15 protein-coding genes and 1 pseudogene are annotated in these 16,836 nt (G+C 70.3%); 8 read left to right on the plus strand and 8 right to left on the minus strand.

What is annotated here, in order from left to right:
• Positions 1-97: 97 nt before the first annotated feature.
• The 4 genes from ACZ6D7_RS23935 to ACZ6D7_RS23950 all read right to left on the minus strand — a co-directional run bounded on the left by ACZ6D7_RS23935 (position 98) and on the right by ACZ6D7_RS23950 (position 2,771).
• Positions 98-601 carry a hypothetical protein gene (locus tag ACZ6D7_RS23935; RefSeq protein WP_469494156.1) on the minus strand — a complete coding sequence of 168 codons (504 nt, stop codon included), beginning with the start codon at positions 599-601 and terminating at the stop codon, positions 98-100.
• Positions 556-1,215, minus strand: a complete 660-nt coding sequence (locus ACZ6D7_RS23940) for a hypothetical protein (protein ID WP_469494158.1) — start codon at positions 1,213-1,215, stop codon at positions 556-558. The genes ACZ6D7_RS23935 and ACZ6D7_RS23940 overlap by 46 nt, the downstream gene beginning before the upstream one ends.
• Before the next feature lie 104 nt (positions 1,216-1,319).
• Positions 1,320-2,396, minus strand: coding sequence for a fatty acid desaturase family protein (locus ACZ6D7_RS23945; protein ID WP_469494161.1), 1,077 nt, complete (start codon positions 2,394-2,396; stop codon positions 1,320-1,322).
• A gap of 225 nt (positions 2,397-2,621) precedes the next feature.
• A complete protein-coding gene (locus tag ACZ6D7_RS23950) occupies positions 2,622-2,771 on the minus strand; it encodes a hypothetical protein (protein ID WP_469494164.1) in 150 nt (49 codons plus the stop codon).
• Positions 2,772-3,311: 540 nt separating this feature from the next.
• Here ACZ6D7_RS23950 and ACZ6D7_RS23955 point away from each other — a divergent pair.
• From ACZ6D7_RS23955 to ACZ6D7_RS23965, 3 genes are all read left to right on the plus strand, one after another.
• Complete coding sequence (locus tag ACZ6D7_RS23955; RefSeq protein WP_469494167.1) at positions 3,312-4,193, plus strand: amino acid--tRNA ligase-related protein; 882 nt, start codon at positions 3,312-3,314, stop codon at positions 4,191-4,193.
• 33 nt (positions 4,194-4,226) lie between these two features.
• The gene (locus ACZ6D7_RS23960; RefSeq protein WP_469494170.1) at positions 4,227-5,063 is read left to right on the plus strand and encodes a TauD/TfdA dioxygenase family protein; all 837 of its coding nucleotides are present in this window, start codon (positions 4,227-4,229) and stop codon (positions 5,061-5,063) included.
• Positions 5,064-5,144: 81 nt separating this feature from the next.
• Complete coding sequence (locus ACZ6D7_RS23965) at positions 5,145-6,257, plus strand: hypothetical protein (protein WP_469494173.1); 1,113 nt, start codon at positions 5,145-5,147, stop codon at positions 6,255-6,257.
• Positions 6,258-6,327: 70 nt separating this feature from the next.
• On the opposite strand, the gene ACZ6D7_RS23970 is transcribed toward ACZ6D7_RS23965, so the two are convergent.
• The 4 genes and pseudogenes from ACZ6D7_RS23970 to ACZ6D7_RS23985 all read right to left on the minus strand — a co-directional run.
• The gene (locus ACZ6D7_RS23970) at positions 6,328-6,561 is read right to left on the minus strand and encodes a hypothetical protein (protein ID WP_469494176.1); all 234 of its coding nucleotides are present in this window, start codon (positions 6,559-6,561) and stop codon (positions 6,328-6,330) included.
• 99 nt (positions 6,562-6,660) lie between these two features.
• Positions 6,661-7,491 (minus strand): aminoglycoside phosphotransferase family protein, encoded by an 831-nt coding sequence (locus tag ACZ6D7_RS23975; RefSeq protein WP_469494179.1) that lies wholly within the window; start codon positions 7,489-7,491, stop codon positions 6,661-6,663.
• A 93-nt stretch (positions 7,492-7,584) separates the two neighbouring features.
• Positions 7,585-8,052 carry an NUDIX hydrolase gene (locus ACZ6D7_RS23980; protein WP_469494182.1) on the minus strand — a complete coding sequence of 156 codons (468 nt, stop codon included), beginning with the start codon at positions 8,050-8,052 and terminating at the stop codon, positions 7,585-7,587.
• 124 nt (positions 8,053-8,176) lie between these two features.
• Positions 8,177-9,379, minus strand: a pseudogene (locus ACZ6D7_RS23985) (NUDIX hydrolase); the annotation flags it as partial.
• 808 nt (positions 9,380-10,187) lie between these two features.
• On the opposite strand from ACZ6D7_RS23985, the gene ACZ6D7_RS23990 reads away from it, so the two are divergent.
• The 5 genes from ACZ6D7_RS23990 (at position 10,188) to ACZ6D7_RS24010 (ending at position 16,800) form a co-directional block, all read left to right on the plus strand.
• Positions 10,188-10,838: a phosphotransferase gene (locus ACZ6D7_RS23990; RefSeq protein ID WP_469494186.1), complete on the plus strand. Its 651-nt coding sequence runs from the start codon at positions 10,188-10,190 to the stop codon at positions 10,836-10,838.
• Between the two features lie 88 nt (positions 10,839-10,926).
• The gene (locus ACZ6D7_RS23995; protein ID WP_469494188.1) at positions 10,927-12,378 is read left to right on the plus strand and encodes a site-specific integrase; all 1,452 of its coding nucleotides are present in this window, start codon (positions 10,927-10,929) and stop codon (positions 12,376-12,378) included.
• Positions 12,378-14,114 (plus strand): site-specific integrase, encoded by a 1,737-nt coding sequence (locus ACZ6D7_RS24000; protein WP_469494191.1) that lies wholly within the window; start codon positions 12,378-12,380, stop codon positions 14,112-14,114. Before ACZ6D7_RS23995 ends, ACZ6D7_RS24000 begins: the two co-directional genes overlap by 1 nt.
• Before the next feature lie 137 nt (positions 14,115-14,251).
• On the plus strand, positions 14,252-16,303 hold the full coding sequence (locus ACZ6D7_RS24005) for a site-specific integrase (RefSeq protein WP_469494194.1): 2,052 nt from the start codon (positions 14,252-14,254) through the stop codon (positions 16,301-16,303).
• On the plus strand, positions 16,303-16,800 hold the full coding sequence (locus ACZ6D7_RS24010; RefSeq protein ID WP_469494197.1) for a hypothetical protein: 498 nt from the start codon (positions 16,303-16,305) through the stop codon (positions 16,798-16,800). Before ACZ6D7_RS24005 ends, ACZ6D7_RS24010 begins: the two co-directional genes overlap by 1 nt.
• Positions 16,801-16,836 lie beyond the last annotated feature (36 nt).

Raw genomic sequence — 16,836 nt, forward strand, 5'->3', positions numbered from 1 at the left:
CCGCTCAAACGGGCCGAGCATCGCAGCCGGACACCACCCGCACCGGACACCGTCAGTATCACTCGACAAGACAGAACTTAAGTCACCAGCATTGGACCTAGTTCAGGTAGTCCTCGCAGGCGCCGGCGCGGACGGTGTCGAGGGTGAAGCAGTGGAATCCGCCTCCCGCGAGCCGCCGGTGGCGGTGGCGTACGGGCACGACGGTGAAGCCGCGGCCCTCCAGGACCCGGATCAGTTCGGGGTAGAGGGAGTTGACGACGACGGTGTGCTCGTCGACGGAGAGCACGTTCATGTCGATGTAGCGGCTGGCGATGTTGAAGCCGAAGTCGCTGTAGTCGGGGAACGCGCCCTCGTCCATGGCCGGCGGGTAGATGACGTCCCAGGCCTGCATGGCCTCGGGAAGGTAGGCGAGGTACTTCGGCTCGCGCAGCAGCATCAGGCCGGGCCGAAGCGGCACCACCACGCTGTCGATGTGGCTGTCGGCGATGGCGTCGAGCAGGTGGAAGCGCAGGTGGGGCAGGGTCTGGCGGAGCCAGCGCAGGGCGAGTTGATGGTTTAGTTGGCGGCGTTGACCAGGACGTCGCGGCCCAGGCGCATGCACTGGGCGCCGTCGAAGATGAGCTCCAGGCCGAGTCCGTCGAGCGGCAGGGCCGTGTCGGTGTCGGTGACGTGCGTGACGTCGATGCCCTGGCGGGTGAAGTAGGCGATGTCTAGGGAGCCGCGGGCGAGGGCGGGCCGCGGCATGCTCTGCCAGCGGGCCCCGTCCTCGAAGTAGCGGTAGAGCACCGGCTTGAGCAGGTCGTTCTCGAAGATCCGGGCGCGCACGTGCGGGGCCGTCTCCACGATCGTGTCCCCGAGGATGATCGTGTTGTCGCGCACGTTGAGGGCCGGGGTGGCCCGCGCGTCCCAGAACGGCGAGCGGATGTCGATGTCCTTGCCCGGGGTCGCCGGGCGGTGCACGGTGACCCCGCACGCGGCCAGGGACTCGGCGAGGCCGGTGACATCCTCGTTCAGCTCGTCGACCAGCTGCTGCGGGATCTGCAGGAGGTCCTGCCCGGCGCCGCCGGGGGCGGGGTCGGGGGTGACGTTGTCGTAGTAGAACAGTTGGAAGGAGGCGTCGACGTGGTGCGCGGTGTAGTGCTCGGCGCTCCCGACGATGACCTCTTGGAGCGGGCTCCACTCGTCGTAACTGTTCAGGGGCAGGGTCTGGGGCATGGTGGGCCGACTCCTTGGCGGCGTGGGCGGCGCGGTCAACGGGGCCGTGCGCACAGCAGCGCGTCCGGCCGGTTGGGGTGGGCAGCGGGCCGGGTGGGCCCGGCTTAGGCGGAAGCCTCGGCGGTGCGGGGCTGCGCGGCGGGCACGGCGGGCACGCCCAGGCGGGCGATGATGTCCTCGATCACGCACGGCACCTCGGGGGTGGAACGGCGGCGGAAGAAGTAGCCGCTGCACCAGGGCACCTTCTCCCAGTCCTTCAGCCGCTCGCTGAGGAGACGGTGGGCCTCGGGCAGGCGCCGGAAAGGGATCTGCGGGCACCAGTGGTGCACCGGGTGGTACATGTCGTCGAGGTGCCCGCCCAGGAGATGGCGGGTGAGCCAGTGCGAGGACCAGCCGCGGGTCTGCCCCAGGACGTTCTTGCGGTCCTCGATGAGCCCGGCGTGGTTGCCCAGGTCGGTGATCCAGGTGACGACGGGGCGTACGAACACCAGCGGCACGAGCCAGTACCAGAGGAACGCCCCGACCGCGTCGAAGGGCCAGCAGGCCGCGATGGCCGCGCCCCATACCAGGGCCCGGCAGGCGAGCGCCCGCCACGACTCCTGCGGCGCCTTGGTGACCAGGGTGAGGACGGCCGTCTTGGGCAGGCGGAACAGCGCGCTGCGGACGATGACGCGCATGACGAACGCGCGGCGGGTCGGTGCGGGCCCGGCCCGGCGGATGTCGCCGGCCTGGTAGGACTGGAACATCGGATCGTCCGCGGAGCCGAGCTTGGCGTGGTGGATGCCGTGCGTGGCCTTATACGGTGCGAAGCCCTCGCCGAGCAGCGCGGTCAGCGCGTACCCGATCATCCGGTTCGCCTTCCGCGTGGCCATCAGCTTGGAGTGCACACACTCATGGGCCAGGTTGGACAGGTGGCGCTGGCGCACGCCGATGTAGCAGACGGCCACGACAGGCCCGAGGAGGTGCCCGGCGAGCGCGCCGAGGACCGCGGCCGCGGCGACGGCCAGGATGTCCATGAGGACGTCGCGCATCCCGATCGTCGGGCGGCCACACAGCCCCTCCAGCTCGCTGATCAGCGGCCGGCCGAGGACCTGCTGCACGGAGCGCGAGGCGCCGGTGCCGTGCCGCGTACGGCCCGGTGATGCCGACAGCTCGGGCGTGCGCGCCGCTCGGCTGCTCATCCGATTCCTCCAGTCTCCTTCGAAGGGGTGGGTGTCGTGGTGGGGGGGGGGGGGGGGGGTGGTGGGGGGGGGGGGGGGGGGGGGGGCCCTCCCCCCCCCCCCCCCCCCCCCCCCCCCCCCCCCCCCCCCGCCGGCTCCTCCTGGTGCGGTGCGCCGGGCGGATGCGCCGTCAGGAGCGCCCGCGCGGGCCATGGATCACCAGGAGGCGGCCGGTGATGGGGCCGGTCAGGCCGCCGCGTCCGGACGCTCGCCGGACTTCAGTGACGACGCGGCGTCCGGGCGCTGCCCGGTCTTCAGGGAGACGGCGTCGGGACGGACACCGACCTTGAGGGCGCCGGCGTCGGGACGGACGCCGGCCTTCAGAGCAGAGTTCATGGCTCCTCCTTCGGGCACAGCTGTGCCCTGGATTCGAGACGATCGGGAGGGAATCAAGCGTGCGGAGGGCCGCGGGAGGTTCCCCGGGGCATCCCGCACGCCACGGCGTTCGGTCGTGGTTGCGCCCACACATGAGAGCTGGCGGAGCTGGCCGGGCCCGCGGTGCGGACCGCGCCCTTCGCCAGAAACGGCCACGGTGACCACGGTGTTGACCTGGCGCCGGGACATCAAGCTAGGAGCGGTGCGCGGCCCCGGCAACGGGTTGCGACGTTGCACCGGTCGCGTGGCCGTGGCACCGCGCGCAGGAGGGCGTCGCACGGGTGTTGCACACCCGAGGGCGGTGACCTGCGCATGCAACACCCGCCGGGCGCCGGAAACGCAACCTGGGCCGCTGCGGGCTCCGTTGGCCGGGCTCGGTGGGGTTCTGCTCGGCACCGGGCCCGACTAGCGTGCCGCTGCCGGCGCCGAGCGCCCGGCCCCCGCTCGCGCCCTCGCGCCCCTTCCTGGTCCTCGCTTTTCCGCCCACTCACGGAGTGCCGCGTGCCTGACGACCCGATCGCCCTCAAGTCGAACCTGCTCTTCGGCCTGCGCGACACCCTGCGCGCCGAGGGGTTTCTCGAGCTGCACACCCCGGTCGCCCGCCGGGCCGATCTGGGGCCGGACCGGCGTGCACCGGTCGACCTGGACGGCGGCCGCTTCCTGCGGGCGATGATCGGGCCGGCGCTGCGGATGAACCTGGAGTTCCATCCGAGGATCTTCGAGATCGGCCCCTGCTTCAGGCCCGAGACGCCGGACGACCTGCACGGGTGCGAGTTCGCCATGCTCGACCTGTACGCCGCGAACGAGGATTTCGCCTTCCTGCTGCACCTGGCCGAGCAGCTGGTCGCGCCGCACCTTCCGTACGAGCCGGTGAAGGTCTCCGTCACCGACCACATTCGCGACGTCTTCGGGACCGACTTGCGGCACGAGCCGACCGGGGATCTGCCGCAGCGGATGGCCGCCCGCCTCGCGCTGAGCGCCGACACCCCGTTCAAGGTCACCCTCGGCACGTTCATCGAGCGCGAGCTGGAGACCCAGAGCATGGGCGCGGCCGTGTTCCTCATCGACTACCCGCTCGGCGGTGACGAGCCGTGCGCCCGCCTCTCCCCCGGCACCGTCGCCCAGCTCAACCGGTTCGAGCTCATCGTCGACGGCATCGAGGTGGTCCACGGCTACGAGGACGAACCCGACGGCGCCGCTTTCACCCAGCGTGCCAAGGAAGTTGACCTCTACGACGATGAGCAGCGCCTCGCGCGCGAGGCCGTCGACGGGGGCCGCGTGCCGGCCGTGAGCGTCGGGCTGGGCATCGGCATCGAGCGGCTGTGCATGGCCGCGTCCGGAGTCAAGGACATCAGCCGCTTCCAGCAGTCCCCCATGTTCTGACCCCTCGATCCCCCGCGAACATCAGGAGGACCCGTGCCCCTCCCGCTCACCCCGCTGGCCGGTGGCTTCGGCGCCGAAGCACACCTCGACCTCACCTCCCCCGACGTGCCGGCCGGGCAGCTGGCCGACGCCCTGCACCGCCACCGCGTGCTCGTCTTCCCCGGCCAGCACCTCAACCACGCCGACCTCCTCGCCGCCGCCGGGCACTTCGGCACGGTGGACACCCACGTCGACCGCACCTACGCCGTCCCTGGATTCCCCGGGATCACCACGATCAGCAACATCACGCAGGATGGCGCCCGCATCGGCATCTACGACGGTGACCAGGAGGAGGAGTGGCACGCCGACAACAGCTTCAAGCCGAACCTGACCCGGGCGACCCTCCTGTACTCGGTCATCACCCCCGCGGCCGGCGGGCAGACACGGTTCGCCGACACCACCCGCGCGTACGCGGATCTGCCCGCCGCCCGAAAGAAGGAACTCGACGGCCTGCGGGCGGTGCACTCCATCCAGCAGCTCGGCGCCCTGCAGAGCCAGGCCAACGGGGGGCAGTCCTCGACCGCGGCCGGCAGCCTTTCGGCCAGCCCGGACGTGGAGCACCCGCTCGTCCTGACGCATCCGGTCACCGGCGCCCGCTCGCTCCTGCTCGGCAGCATGGTCATCAGCCACATCACCGGCATGGACCGGGACGACGGCGCACGCCTGGTCGACGAGCTCCTGGACCACGCGACCAGCGCCCCGTACCTCTACACCCACCGCTGGAGGCAGGGCGATCTCGTCGTCTGGGACAACCTGGCCACCCTGCACACCGCGTCGCCCTGCGACAGCTCCCGTCACCACCGGCTGCTCTACCGGGCCGCGATCCGCTGACCCGGGCGGAGTCGTACCTCGTCCGGGCGGCGGACGGCGAGATCCCGCCGGTGCGTGGGTGGGCGCCACTAGGGTGGCGGCATGGCCGAGAAGGAGCACTCGCTCAGCGAGAACCGCGTCAACCGGATCGGCAGGGAGGTCCACGCGGTCTGCCCGGAATTCGACGCCGAGGCCTTCGCCCGCGACGTCGTCGCCGGCTTCCCGCGGCTCGGGCTGAAGGACCGGATCGCCCGCACCAGCAAGGGGCTCAGCACCCATCTGCCGGTCAGCGGACTCCAGGCCGTTGACATCCTGCTGCACTCGCTGCCCGCCACACCGCAGGACGCGGGCATCACCAACGAGTTCGGCTTCTACATCTACGCCCCGCACAGCCACTTCGTCGCCGAGCACTGCCGCAACGGCAGGGACCTGGAGCAGGCGCTGGACGCGCTGCGGCGCTTCACCTCGTACTTCTCGGCCGAGGACGCCATGCGGTACTTCATCGCGGACTTCCCGACGGAGACGTTCAAGGTCATCGAGTCCTGGACCGCCGATCCGGATCACCGGGTGCGTCGCCTGGCCAGCGAGTGCACCCGTCCCCGCCTGCCGTGGTCGGTCCGCATCCCTGTGAACCTCGACGCCGGGATTCCGATCCTCGACCGTCTCTACGGCGATGCGAGCCGGTTCGTAACCCAGTCGGTGGCCAACCACCTCAGCGACATCGCCGAGGACAACCTCCCCCTCGTCCTGGTCACCCTCGGCCGCTGGCGGACCGAAGGCCGTGCCACGGAGAAGGAGTTCGCCTTCATCGCGCGGGAGGCCCTGGCCACCCGACTGAAGAAGGGCGACGCCGCCGCGTACGAATTCCTCGGCTACCCGAGCGATCCGCCGGTCCAGCTCTCGCCGGTCCGTCTGGAGAGCAACCAGCTGCGCCTCGGCGACCAGCTGGTGTTCGCCGCGGACATGACGGCAGCGGCATCGACGAAGGTGCGGGTGAACTACGTGATCTCCTCGCCCACCAAGACGGGCAAGCGCCGGGTGAAGGCGTACGTCCTGAAGACCACCGCGGTCCAGGCCGGGCAGACGATCGAGCTCGGCAAGGAGCACGCCCTCAAGTCCACGGCCACCGTGACGCTCATTCCCGGCACGTATTCGATCGAGATCCAGGTCAACGGCCGGAGCTCCGCCCCCGTCGAATTCACCGTCGTCGAGTGACGGGCACGGGCGGACCGGCTCAGATGATGGGCGGCGACCCGGCCACGAACGTCTCTCCCAGTCGCGGCCGTCAGTCGCGAACGGGTAGCTCGGCCCGTGCCACATCGGGGCCGTCCGTGTCACCCGCTGTCGACCAGCGGCGCGCGTAGCGGTATCCCCAGATGCCTGCCGCGAGCGAGCTCAGCCACATCCAGGGTTCGGGGCTCACCCCGGCGACCGCGCAGAGGCCGACGGCGATCAGCCCGCCGGCGAGCGCGGGGATGAGAGCGAATCCGATGCGGTGCGCGGGGTCGACCGTGGCCATACGGTCATCCTGCCCGAGGAACCCGGGGCGGCACCGCGATTCCGGGCCATCGGCTCCGTTCTGGACACGCCCCGTCTGTGAGCTGCGGCGTTGGTGGGGTCACAGACGAGTGAGGATCCGCGCCAACTCGTCAACGAGCGCAATGAGTCGGGCACGTACGGCTCCGTGACGGCCCCGGCGGACCCCACGCCGGCGGCCGCCGTAGGCGGCCTGGACCGCACTGAGCTGCGCCCACCGCCGTGCGTGCTCCCGATCGAGCTCGGCGGCGCAGGTGAAGGCGTCGAGGGTGCGGTCGATCCCCCTGGCCAGGTCTCCCTGCTCGGCGAGGACGACCGACCGGGACTTGGTCAGCGTGCCGCAGTCGTACGCCCGGTCGCCCACCCAGCCCTTCGGGTCGACGGCCAGCCAGGGCTCTCGGGTGCCCGCCAGGATGTTCCGCGCGTTCAGGTCGCCGTGGATGAGGGTGTCCGGCTGGTGGTGCGCGAGCTCGCGCACCGTCGCCGTCGCGGCCTGCACCGTCCGGGACGGCAGGGCGTCCGGGAATTCCTGGACGTCCCGGCGCAGTTGCTCTTCCCACCCGGCGGCCCGGTCTTGAAGCCGGGGCAGTCCGGCGGGCGCGGCGACGGCGAGGCGACGGCTGACGCTCCCCGCGATCGCCGCCACCTCGTCGCCCTGCACGGCCTGGGCCAGCGTCGTGGGGTGCGCCCGCTCCAGCAGCATGGCGAACCGGTCGTCGTCGCGCTCGTGCAGCAGGACCGCTCCGCGCCCGCCCCAGGCCGAGAGCGCGTCCGGCTCGAACCTGTTCTCGGGATGAGGAAAGGACACCTTCAGCACGGCAGGCTCGGTCGTCTTGCGCAGCACCGGGACAACGATCCCGACGCCCCCGTACAGCAGGTCACCGTCCGCCGTGCAGTCCCAGCCCTCGGCCACCTCCCGCACCGTGGCCGGGAGAGCGGAGAGCCATGCCGAGCCGGCCGGGGTACGCGGCGCCGTGCCGGTGCGCGGCTCCTACCGGTCGGTCGGTCACCGCCGTGCCGGCCACTGCTGCTCCAGGAAGCGCCGGAGCTCCGGGGTGGTCGGCGGCAGCTCGTCCAGGGCGCGCACCCACAGGTGGCGATCGTGCTCGGACAAGGCGACTGGGCCCGGCTTCTGCGGCGTGCAGGCGAAAACGAACTGGCGGCTGGTGCGGCCACGGGCGTTGGTGTACTCGAAGTGGCCCACGTAGCGGTCGATGGTGATGGTGAGGCCGGTCTCCTCCATGATCTCGCGCGGCAGGGCGTCGATGATCGACTCGCCCTTCTCGAGCCGGCCGGCCGGGGTCTCCCAGGTGCCGCCGAGGTGGTCGTCCGATTTGCGGCGGACGACCAGGAGGCGCTCGTCGTGCACGATCAGGCCGCCGACGACGAGCGTGTGGATTCCGTCGCGGTGTGCCTCGTCTTCGAGCTCGGCGGCGAGACCGCGCAGGGCGGCGTAGCGGGCGAGCGGGCTCATCGGCCGGTCCCCGAGGTCCTTCGGGTCGATGAACGCGAGCGCGCGGCCTTCGGGTGAGGGTCAGGGTGTCGGGGTCGCCGTCCCAGGTGCCGCGGAAGACGTAGGTGAGGTGCCCGTTGTCGCCGGTGTGGGTGAACAGGTGCGAGAGGTGCACGGCGGCTTCGTCGAGGCCGACCTCTTCGTGGACCTCGCGCACGATGGTGCCGCGCGGTCCGGCATCGGCGGCCTCTGGCCTGCCGCCGTTGGGTGACCAGGTGTCCGGCCAGCAGGTTCCCGGGCTGTCGCCGCGCAGATGCAGCAGGAGATGCCCGCTCCGGTTGCCGATCAGGGCCAAGGTGCCGTAACCGTAAGGCGGTTGGCGTGGCGTGATGAGCTCCAGGACGCGCTCGGTGTCCTGGCGTGTGGTCGGGTGCAGCGGGATCCGGTCGAAGTCGTCACGCGGGATGAAGGCGAGCTCGCGGCCTTCGGTGAGGGTCAGCGTGTCGGGGTCGCCGTCCCAGACGCCGTGGAAGGCGTGGCGGGGGTAGCCGTCGGTGTGGGTGGAGAACAGGTGCGTCAGCCGGATGTTCTCCAGACCGGTTTCCTCGCGCAGCTCCCGGCACGCGGTGGCGTGCGGGTCGGGGTCGTCGGGCTCGGCGCCGCCGCTCATCGGCGCCCAGGTACCCGGCGCCCAGATGCCCGGTTTGTCGTCGCGCAGGTGCATCAGCACCTTGGTCGTGGCCGGGTCCGTGATCACGACGAGGGCGCAGTACGGGTCCTCGTCCGCCGGGCGGTCCTCGCGCGGCCGGCCCAGGCTCGCCAGGACCCGGGCGCGCAGGACGGGGTCGCCGAGTTCCGAGGGCGAGCGCCATTGCGCCGCGCCGACCTCTTCGGCCTGAAGGATCAGGTCGACCGGTCCGCGGGCGCGGAACAGGTAGCGGACGTCGTAGTGCACGTGGGCGGGCTCGTTCTTGTCCGGCCGGGCCGAGATCGTGTGGACGTCGATGTGCACGGGCGTGCCGTCGCCGAACACTTCTAGCTCGGTGACGCCGGTCTCTTCGGCGATCTCGCGCCGGACGGCCTGCCCGAGCGTGCGGTCCGAGTCCTCCGGGTGTCCCCCGGGCTGGATCCATCGGCCGGAGGCGAGGTGGTGGATGAGCAGTACGTGGTCGGCGTCGTTGATGACGACGCCCGAGGTAGTGACGTGGCCGTTGAACTCCCGCCGGTCGGTCACGTTGGCGCCGGCGGCGAGACGGTCCAGGAGGGGCTGGAGCATCGACTGTTCGTCGGGGTGCCCGCGCAGGTAGCCGGTGACGAGGTCCTGGAGGTGCGGGGCGGGGATGGTCATGGTTCTCCTGGTGACCTCGTGCGCGGCGCAGCTCCACAGGGGGCGCAGCGGGGGACGGCGCGTTCGAACGTAGCGGCCGATCTGCGGGCGCGGGCACGGAACGCGAGAACATCACCCGGGCGTGCGCCGGCCGCGTCGAAGGTGCCGATGCTAGCCGCCGTCGCGGCAGTCCAGGGGCGTGACGCTCCGGGTGCTCACCCGGCCGCGAACCAGATCGAGCCACTCTCGCGGGCGCCGGATTCCGGGCCAGCTCGGAGAGTTCAAGAATCCTTTCTCCCCGCATCACCCCAGGTCAGAGCCCTCCCTTGCACGGGTGGCGGCTGGCGGCAGGGAAGGCCCGGGATGACCGGATCACGGTGCTGGTGGCCGCGGATTGTCAGTGGCGTGGGCGAGGGTCCGTCCGCAGAGCACAGCCACACACACCGAAGGAGACGGGTGCTGTCGACGCGTCATGCAATCCGCCGCTCGGGCAACCGTCCCGCCGCCTTCCCCGTACGTGTGAATCGAACGAAGCGAGAGGAGCCGCCCACGCAGACGGCCCTTGCCGTCCGCGTCCGGCGTCGAACCTTCATTCGGCTCGTCGCCCGCGGCTGCCCGTAGCGGCCCTGTGATCAGGTCCGTTGTCCGGGTGCTCTGCCCCCGTTCCGAACCGAGGAGAAACCGTGAATCCCGTCCGCTTGGTCACCCTTCACCCTGTACTCGAGAACCCTCCTGCTGCGGCCGCCGAGGCCCTCGCACACCGGCGGCCCGTCGATGCCCGCCGCGTCCTGTTCGCCGCAGCATCACGACCGTCATCGGGGTGGGGGGCATGACCAACCCGACCACTCCACCCCCTGCCCTGCTCGCGTGGGCCAGCCGGGCACTCGGCGCCCGTCCCGCAGTCAAGGACGTCAGCCATCCGCGCGAGAACTCCCGCGTCTGGCGGCTCGACCTGCCCGGGACCGCCCGCTTCTACCTGAAGATCTCCCCCAGAGCCGTGATGTACGAGCGCGAGACGCTCGCGCTCCGAAGTGCTGCACCGGCCCTCGGCGCCGGCGGTGCGCCGCAGCTGCGCGCCTCGAGCGCGAAGGATCTGGCACTGCTGCTGACCGCCGTCCCAGGACGGCCGCTCAAGCAGCTGGAGCTCTCGCCCGTGGAAGAAGCCCGCGCGCACCGGCACGGCGGCGCCCTGCTGGCCCTCCTCCACGCGGCCGGTGATCTGTCCGGTCCTCGACGGGCCGAGGCGGAGCAGACGCTGCAGGCCGCGGCCAACGGCGCCGAGGGGCACCTGGCGGCGGCCGGGGACCGGCTGACCGCGCCGGAGCAGAAGCTCGTGCGCCAGCTGGCCAAGGAGCTGCGGGCCCTGCCGCCGCTGCCGCTCGCGTACATCCACGGCGACGCGTGGGACCGCAACCTCATGTGGTCGACCGCCCGGCAGCAGGCCGGCTGGATCGACTTCGAGCGCTTTGTCTCTGCTTAGTGGTCATGTCTCATAGATGGAGCGAGTGAGGCTCTGGTCCCCGTTTGTGCTTTGCAGTCTGTAGCGTCCCGCACGTACCGTCCCCGCCATGCAGATGATCTTCTTTAGCTCGAAGGGCTGGCGGTCGTGGGGGCTCGACGGCCGACCCGTGATAGCCGAGCTCATGCCGGTCCTCGTCGATGACGACCTTCTCTTCGAGGATGAGCGTGGAGTGCGCGACACAGTGGCGATCAACACCTGGCTGCGGTGGCTGCCACTGGATGGGGTCCCAGCACCCAACTCGTGGGAGTTCTACGCTCGCACGCTGCGGGAGTGGTGCGAGTTCCTTGCGGCCTTGGGGATCGGCGTCTTCGATGAGCGCGCCCAGCTGAAGGACGCACTGAGCCTGTACGCGGTCGACAGGTCGTGCGGCCCACTGAAGCGTCGCCTTGCGGCCACCACGTGGAACCAGCAGATGAGCATCTTGTCGCGCTTCTACACGTGGGCGGACAAGGAGAGCCACGCGCCTGCAGTGCCGTTCACCTACAAGGAAGCCGTCTCAAAGTACGGGGACCAGGTGCGGGCTCAGCAGGTCAACCAGGCCCGCCGGCGCACTCCGAAGCGTCATGTCACGATCCGCTACTTCGAGTCCGACTTCGCGGAGATGTTCGTTCGGGGCCTGGCAGGGCTCCGCCCGGACGGGTCGCCGGACACCTCGTACCGCGGGCGGACGCTCACGCGCAACGCCGCGATGGGTGACTTCGTCCTCTCCTCGGGGCTGCGGTCGCAGGAGTTCACGTACTTGCTGGACGTAGAGGTTCCCGCGCTTCCGCCGAAGCCGACCGCGCTGCCGATCTCCTTCCCCGTCCCCGAGGGCATAACGAAGGGCCGCAAGTTCCGCACGACGTGGACGTCCTACAGCAGCCTGGCGCGCGTACACCGGTACATGACGACGGTTCGCCCCTTGGCCACGGTCGGCTCGCGCTGGAAGCCGCCGGCCCGGTGGGGTGAGCCGTTGGTGGTGAGCGAGGCCAACGCCCGGGGTGGCCGGGTGAACGGCACCAGGGTGAAGTGGGCGGCGTTGACGCCGTCCGAGCGGCGACGCCTGGTAGCGCCCGATGGTGGATCGATGCTGCTGGGGGTGCAGGCGAACGGCGCTCCCTTCACCGCCTGGGCCACGGTGCTCGAGCGGACTTCCACCCGGATCCGGGAGCGTTTCGAGCCCCGCTTCCCGCACACTGCCCCGCACCGGCTCCGTCACACCTTCGCGATCAGGACGTTGGAGTGGCTGGTCAGCGGCCATTTCATGGAGGCCGCCCGCATGGTTCACGCGACCGATACGGATGCGGCGCTGGCTCTGTACCTGGGCAAGGCGGATCCGATGATGGTGCTGCGTGACCTCCTTGGACACACCAGTGTCGTCACCACGGAAGCGTATCTACGCCGCCTGGACATGACCCGGATCTACCGCGATGCGTATGAACGCGCGGGGCATGAGTTTGACCTTTTTGCCGAGGCCCAGGCGGATGAGGAGTTCGAGGATGAGGCGGTGCTCGTCTGATGGCCGCTCAACTGCTGGAGGAGCCCGCGCGGCTGGTCTGCTGGTTCACCAGGGGCACTACCGCGACGGTGGAGCTGCCCGTGCAGGAGAATCCACAGCTGGTTCGCGATATGGCCAGCGGGTTGATCGGGCTGATACATCCTCACGGCAAGGTCGACGCGGAGAGGACGGTCGAGGAGTTCGTGCGGGCGATTCGCCTGTTCGCGGCGGCGATGGCCAGGCGCGGGCACGTCGGTGGTGCGGCGGACCTCACCCGCCCCGTCCTCGTCGAGCAGTTGTGGGTGACGGGAGCCGCTCAGGAGTCGATGATCCGTCGGATGCTGGCCGCGTTCGACCAGGACTCGCAGGCGCTGCGTCCGGAGGTGCGTGAACTGGTGGGCGGGCGGGCGTACAACCAGAGGCGTCGGCGGGACTCCCAGCCGCTCCTCCCGTACGACGAGACGGTCTGGCGCAGACTGCAGGAGGTGTGCCGGGTAGAGATTGAGGAAGCCTGGTCGCAGTTCCGGGAGGCTCGCGCCGCAGCTGAGAAGGGACGGGATCCTTATCAGCACGGCTGGTCGTACGAGAATTTGTGCTGGTGGATGGTCCGTCACGGCCCGGAGAACGCGGTCAGCCTGGGGCAGCGGGTCGGGTGGACGCCGACGATGGCCTACTACCGCATGGGCCGCGGCGCTGATGCACAGCGTGTCTGTACTGCGCTGTTCCCCTCCCCGTCGGTGGTGATCGCCTACCAGCTGCTGTTCGGCGCGTACACCGGCATCGTCCCCGACGGCATCGCCGATCTGGGCGTTGAGGACCTGGAGTGGGCCGGAGACGCGGCGATGCTGGTGAACTACCTCAAGGGCCGGACCGCCGAGGAGAGCGTGACGCTGTCCCCGCGCGCCGTGCGGCTGGTGGAACGATGGCTTGAGCATTCCGCCTTCTCGCGCCGCTTCGCTGCGGAGACCGAAGGCTCAGAGCTGTGGCTGCGCCACGATTTCACCCAGATTGGGGTCTGGAGGACGGGTGCGTCGCTCCACGATTCCATCCAGCGATGGGTGAAGCGGGCGGGTTTGAAGGGCAGCGACGGCAAGCCGCTGCGGATCCACCGTCACAGCATCCGGACCTCGTTCGAGTCCCACCGGGACCGCAAGAACTGGTTCGGCAGCGGGCGCGGGCGAATCGACCCGAACCACAGCCCACGGGTCGAGGGCGACCACTACCTCACGGCCGCGACCCCCGCGCAGAAGGACGCGCTGGAGACGATCGTGGAGGAGGCCCAGGGCGATGTTCTACGCAAAGCGCTCCCACCGATGGTGCTGAGTGACGACGACCTGGCCCAGCTGGCGGACAACCTGCCCGACCTCGTCTCCCGGCTCGGGCTGGACGACGCGGCCATTGCCGAACTGGTCGGCGGACAGCGGGACGTGTTCGTCGCCGCGTGCGCGGACCCGCTGGCAGGGCTGCATGGTCCAAAGGGCCAGCCGTGTCCGGCCCGCCCATGGGTGTGCCTGCTGTGCCCACTCTCCCTGTTCGCGCCGCGACACGCCGCCAACCTTCTGCGGATGAAGGCGTTCTTCGCACGGCAGTGGCAGCAGATGCCGGCCGCCCAGTTCATGGCTGTGTTCGGTCCGTATACGCACCGGATCGAGCAGATCCTCACCTCCTACGATCCGGCCGAGCTCGCGCGCCTGGCCACGGTGATCACCGACACCGACGACGAGATCCCCCTGTACCCCGAGGAGCGCACCGCATGATGCCGCCACTGAACCCCCGGCCGCGGCGTCTCGTCTCGCCCTTCGCCGGCGCGGAGCTGTGCCCGCTGTTCGGCTTCGCTCTGCCGCTCGACGTGACGGGGCCCTTCTTCGACGAGGACCGGTGGCCCTTCGACGAGGTGATCGGGCTGCCGGCCTATCTGCGGCCCAACCAGCGCGCCCTCGACTTCACGCCGATCGTCAACAGGGAGTGGAGGCTGACCGCGAAGGAGTACATCGCGGCGCTGATGGCGCCGCGCCACGACGCGGTCCGTGACCTCGCCTATGCCGAACGGACCGTGCAGACGCTGACGACCTGCCATGGTAAATTGTCCGAGCTCATACGGTGGTTCAAGTGGCTCACGGAGCAGGGCATCACCGACCTGGAACAGGTCACCAACCACCACTGCACCGCGTACGTGGACTTCCGGGCCGAGAAGCTCGGCGACGATGGTGAAGTGGTCGCCGACTCCCCTTCAACCAGAGCCGTCGCAATGGGCGCGCCGATCGGACTCGCGCAGTACCGGGCGCTGTTCAGCGGGCAGAAGTTCCGAGCCGATCTCCGCCCCTTCGACGGCGCGAGCGCCGCCGGTGGCTCCGGCCGGACGGCGGAATTGGGCGGCGCGAACAAGGTGCGGCCGCTGGCGTCCGAAGTGCAGCAACCCCTGCTCGCCGCCGTGCTGTACCTGATCCAGACTCTGGCCCCGCACATCCTGAGCGAAGCCGAGGCAAAGCGGAAGCGGCAGGCCGCGGACCGCAGCCTCACCTCCCACAAGCACCCCAGGCGCGAGGCATTCCTGCACAACCTGGAGCGCCGGGTTGAATCCGGAGAACCTCTGGAACTCATGACACCGGCCGCGGCGAAGGATGCCCGTGCTCGCGGACTGCGCGAGGAGAACGATCCCCTCGCCTCCGTTTCCCTGAGCGCGCTCGCTCGGGAGTGCGGGACCCGGCAGTTTTACGGCGCCTGGCTTCCGGCACTCCGTCCCGACCTGGAGCGGGCCCTTGCCCTCGTCGGAGTCTGCGCTCCGTATGGCCGCCACGCTGCCGAGGTGGAGCGAGCCGACGGGCAGGGGCACGTCGCGTGGACAGAACCGCTGTTCTCGACCGAGCTGAAGTTCCTGGTCGGGTACCTGGCCACGGCCTGCGGCCTCGCAGTGGCCGCGCTCGCCGGGATGCGGCACTGCGAGTTGGGCGAACTGGTCGTCGGGTGCCGTCAGCCGCCCCTGGAGATCGCTCCCGGCCTGTTCCGCTACCGCCTAGCAGGCAAGCTCATCAAGGGACAGCCGCTCGGCGGCGTCCGGGACGAGTGGGTGGTGACCCGGGAGGTCTACGAAGCTATCGAGGTGGCCGAGCAGCTCCTCGGCCAGGACGCGGCGCCCGGCACCTCGCTGTTCCATCCGGTCTTCTGCGACACGACGTACCAGAACTTCAGAGCCTGGGTGAACGGGCCGGCCGGGCAACGGCTGGGCCTGGCCCCCATTCCGGAGGGGGCGGTGACGCCACGGGCCCTCCGGCGCACCCTCGCCGTGGAGATCGCGTATCGTCCCGGCGGCCTTCTCGCGGCAAAACTGCAGCTCAAGCACCTGTCTGTAGCCACTACGGAGGGGTATGCGGCACGGCCAGGCGGCGCTCAGGCGAAGTTCCTCGCCGAGATCAACGAGCTCGAGGAAGAGCGCAACATCGGCATTCTCACCGACGTCTACCACGACTATCAGCGCGGGATCATGCCGTCCGGTCCCGGCGCCCGCGACCTGATCAGCCTCTTCACCAGCGTGGACGGACGGCTCCACGAACTCATCGAGCTTGCGCCCCAGCTCGTCGACAGCGACCAGGAGGTCGTGGCCATGCTCACGGCCCGGGCCCACACCCTCCACCTGGGCACGGCGAACTACTGCTGGTTCATCGATCCGGCCAAGGCGCTGTGCCTGCGGCTGGCCGGCACCCCGGATGCCGACCGGCCGCTTGCCGGCATGTGCGACTCCGCCCGATGCCCCCAAGCCACGCACCACCCGTGCCACCGCCCGGTGTGGGAGGAATCGCGGCAGACCGCCAAGGTGTTCATCGGCAGCCTCAGCCGCCGGCAGAAGACCGAACGGGCCCGTCTGGAAGTGAGCATGGCCCGTGCCGAGCGGGTTCTCGCCGAGATCGACCAAGCCACCGCAGGCGCCGCCGGGAAGGACGAGATCTGATGGGGCGGATCAGCGACAGCAACCGCGCACGCAACGAGGACGCCATCCGAGCGGCCATGGACCGGCTCCTGCGCGGGGAACTTCCACCAAACGGCAAGTGTGATCTCAAGACCCTGGCCCTGGAGTCCGGCGTCACCCGGACCGGCTTCTACCCGAAGAAGAACCGCGACGGCACCACCCGGCCGGGCCCCTACCAGCAGCTTGCCGACGAGTTCGAGCGGCGACTCGCGGCTCTGCAGCAGGCCGGCGAGATCGTCGACCCACGTGCAGCGCAGATCGAACGGCTCAAGGCCCAGGTCGCCGAACTCAAGGATCGGGTCGCCAAGCGGGACGAAGCCCTGGCCGAGCTCACCGCGTTCAAGACCCTCGCCGTGTCCCGGATCGCGGCCCAGCACTCAGAGATCGAGCGGCTGCGGGAACAGACTGCGGCCCTCGGCAACGTCCGCCGCCTGCCCCCCGCCCGCAGCGGCATAGCGCCGTACGGGTCGTGCAGCTGAGGTCGTCAAGAGCATTCGCATACGTGGGCGGGAGAC

The organism is Streptomyces sp. NPDC041784 (genome assembly GCF_055591025.1).

Excerpts from the sequence above, each read along its gene's own strand:
- ACZ6D7_RS23950 (WP_469494164.1), bottom strand. The coding sequence starts at position 2,771 with ATGAACTCTGCTCTGAAGGCCGGCGTCCGTCCCGACGCCGGCGCCCTC.
- ACZ6D7_RS23940 (WP_469494158.1), bottom strand. The coding sequence starts at position 1,215 with ATGCCCCAGACCCTGCCCCTGAACAGTTACGACGAGTGGAGCCCGCTC.
- ACZ6D7_RS23970 (WP_469494176.1), bottom strand. The coding sequence starts at position 6,561 with ATGGCCACGGTCGACCCCGCGCACCGCATCGGATTCGCTCTCATCCCC.
- ACZ6D7_RS23990 (WP_469494186.1), top strand. The coding sequence starts at position 10,188 with ATGACCAACCCGACCACTCCACCCCCTGCCCTGCTCGCGTGGGCCAGC.
- ACZ6D7_RS24010 (WP_469494197.1), top strand. The coding sequence starts at position 16,303 with ATGGGGCGGATCAGCGACAGCAACCGCGCACGCAACGAGGACGCCATC.
- ACZ6D7_RS23965 (WP_469494173.1), top strand. The coding sequence starts at position 5,145 with ATGGCCGAGAAGGAGCACTCGCTCAGCGAGAACCGCGTCAACCGGATC.
- ACZ6D7_RS24000 (WP_469494191.1), top strand. The coding sequence starts at position 12,378 with ATGGCCGCTCAACTGCTGGAGGAGCCCGCGCGGCTGGTCTGCTGGTTC.
- ACZ6D7_RS23945 (WP_469494161.1), bottom strand. The coding sequence starts at position 2,396 with ATGAGCAGCCGAGCGGCGCGCACGCCCGAGCTGTCGGCATCACCGGGC.
- ACZ6D7_RS23980 (WP_469494182.1), bottom strand. The coding sequence starts at position 8,052 with ATGAGCCCGCTCGCCCGCTACGCCGCCCTGCGCGGTCTCGCCGCCGAG.
- ACZ6D7_RS23995 (WP_469494188.1), top strand. The coding sequence starts at position 10,927 with ATGCAGATGATCTTCTTTAGCTCGAAGGGCTGGCGGTCGTGGGGGCTC.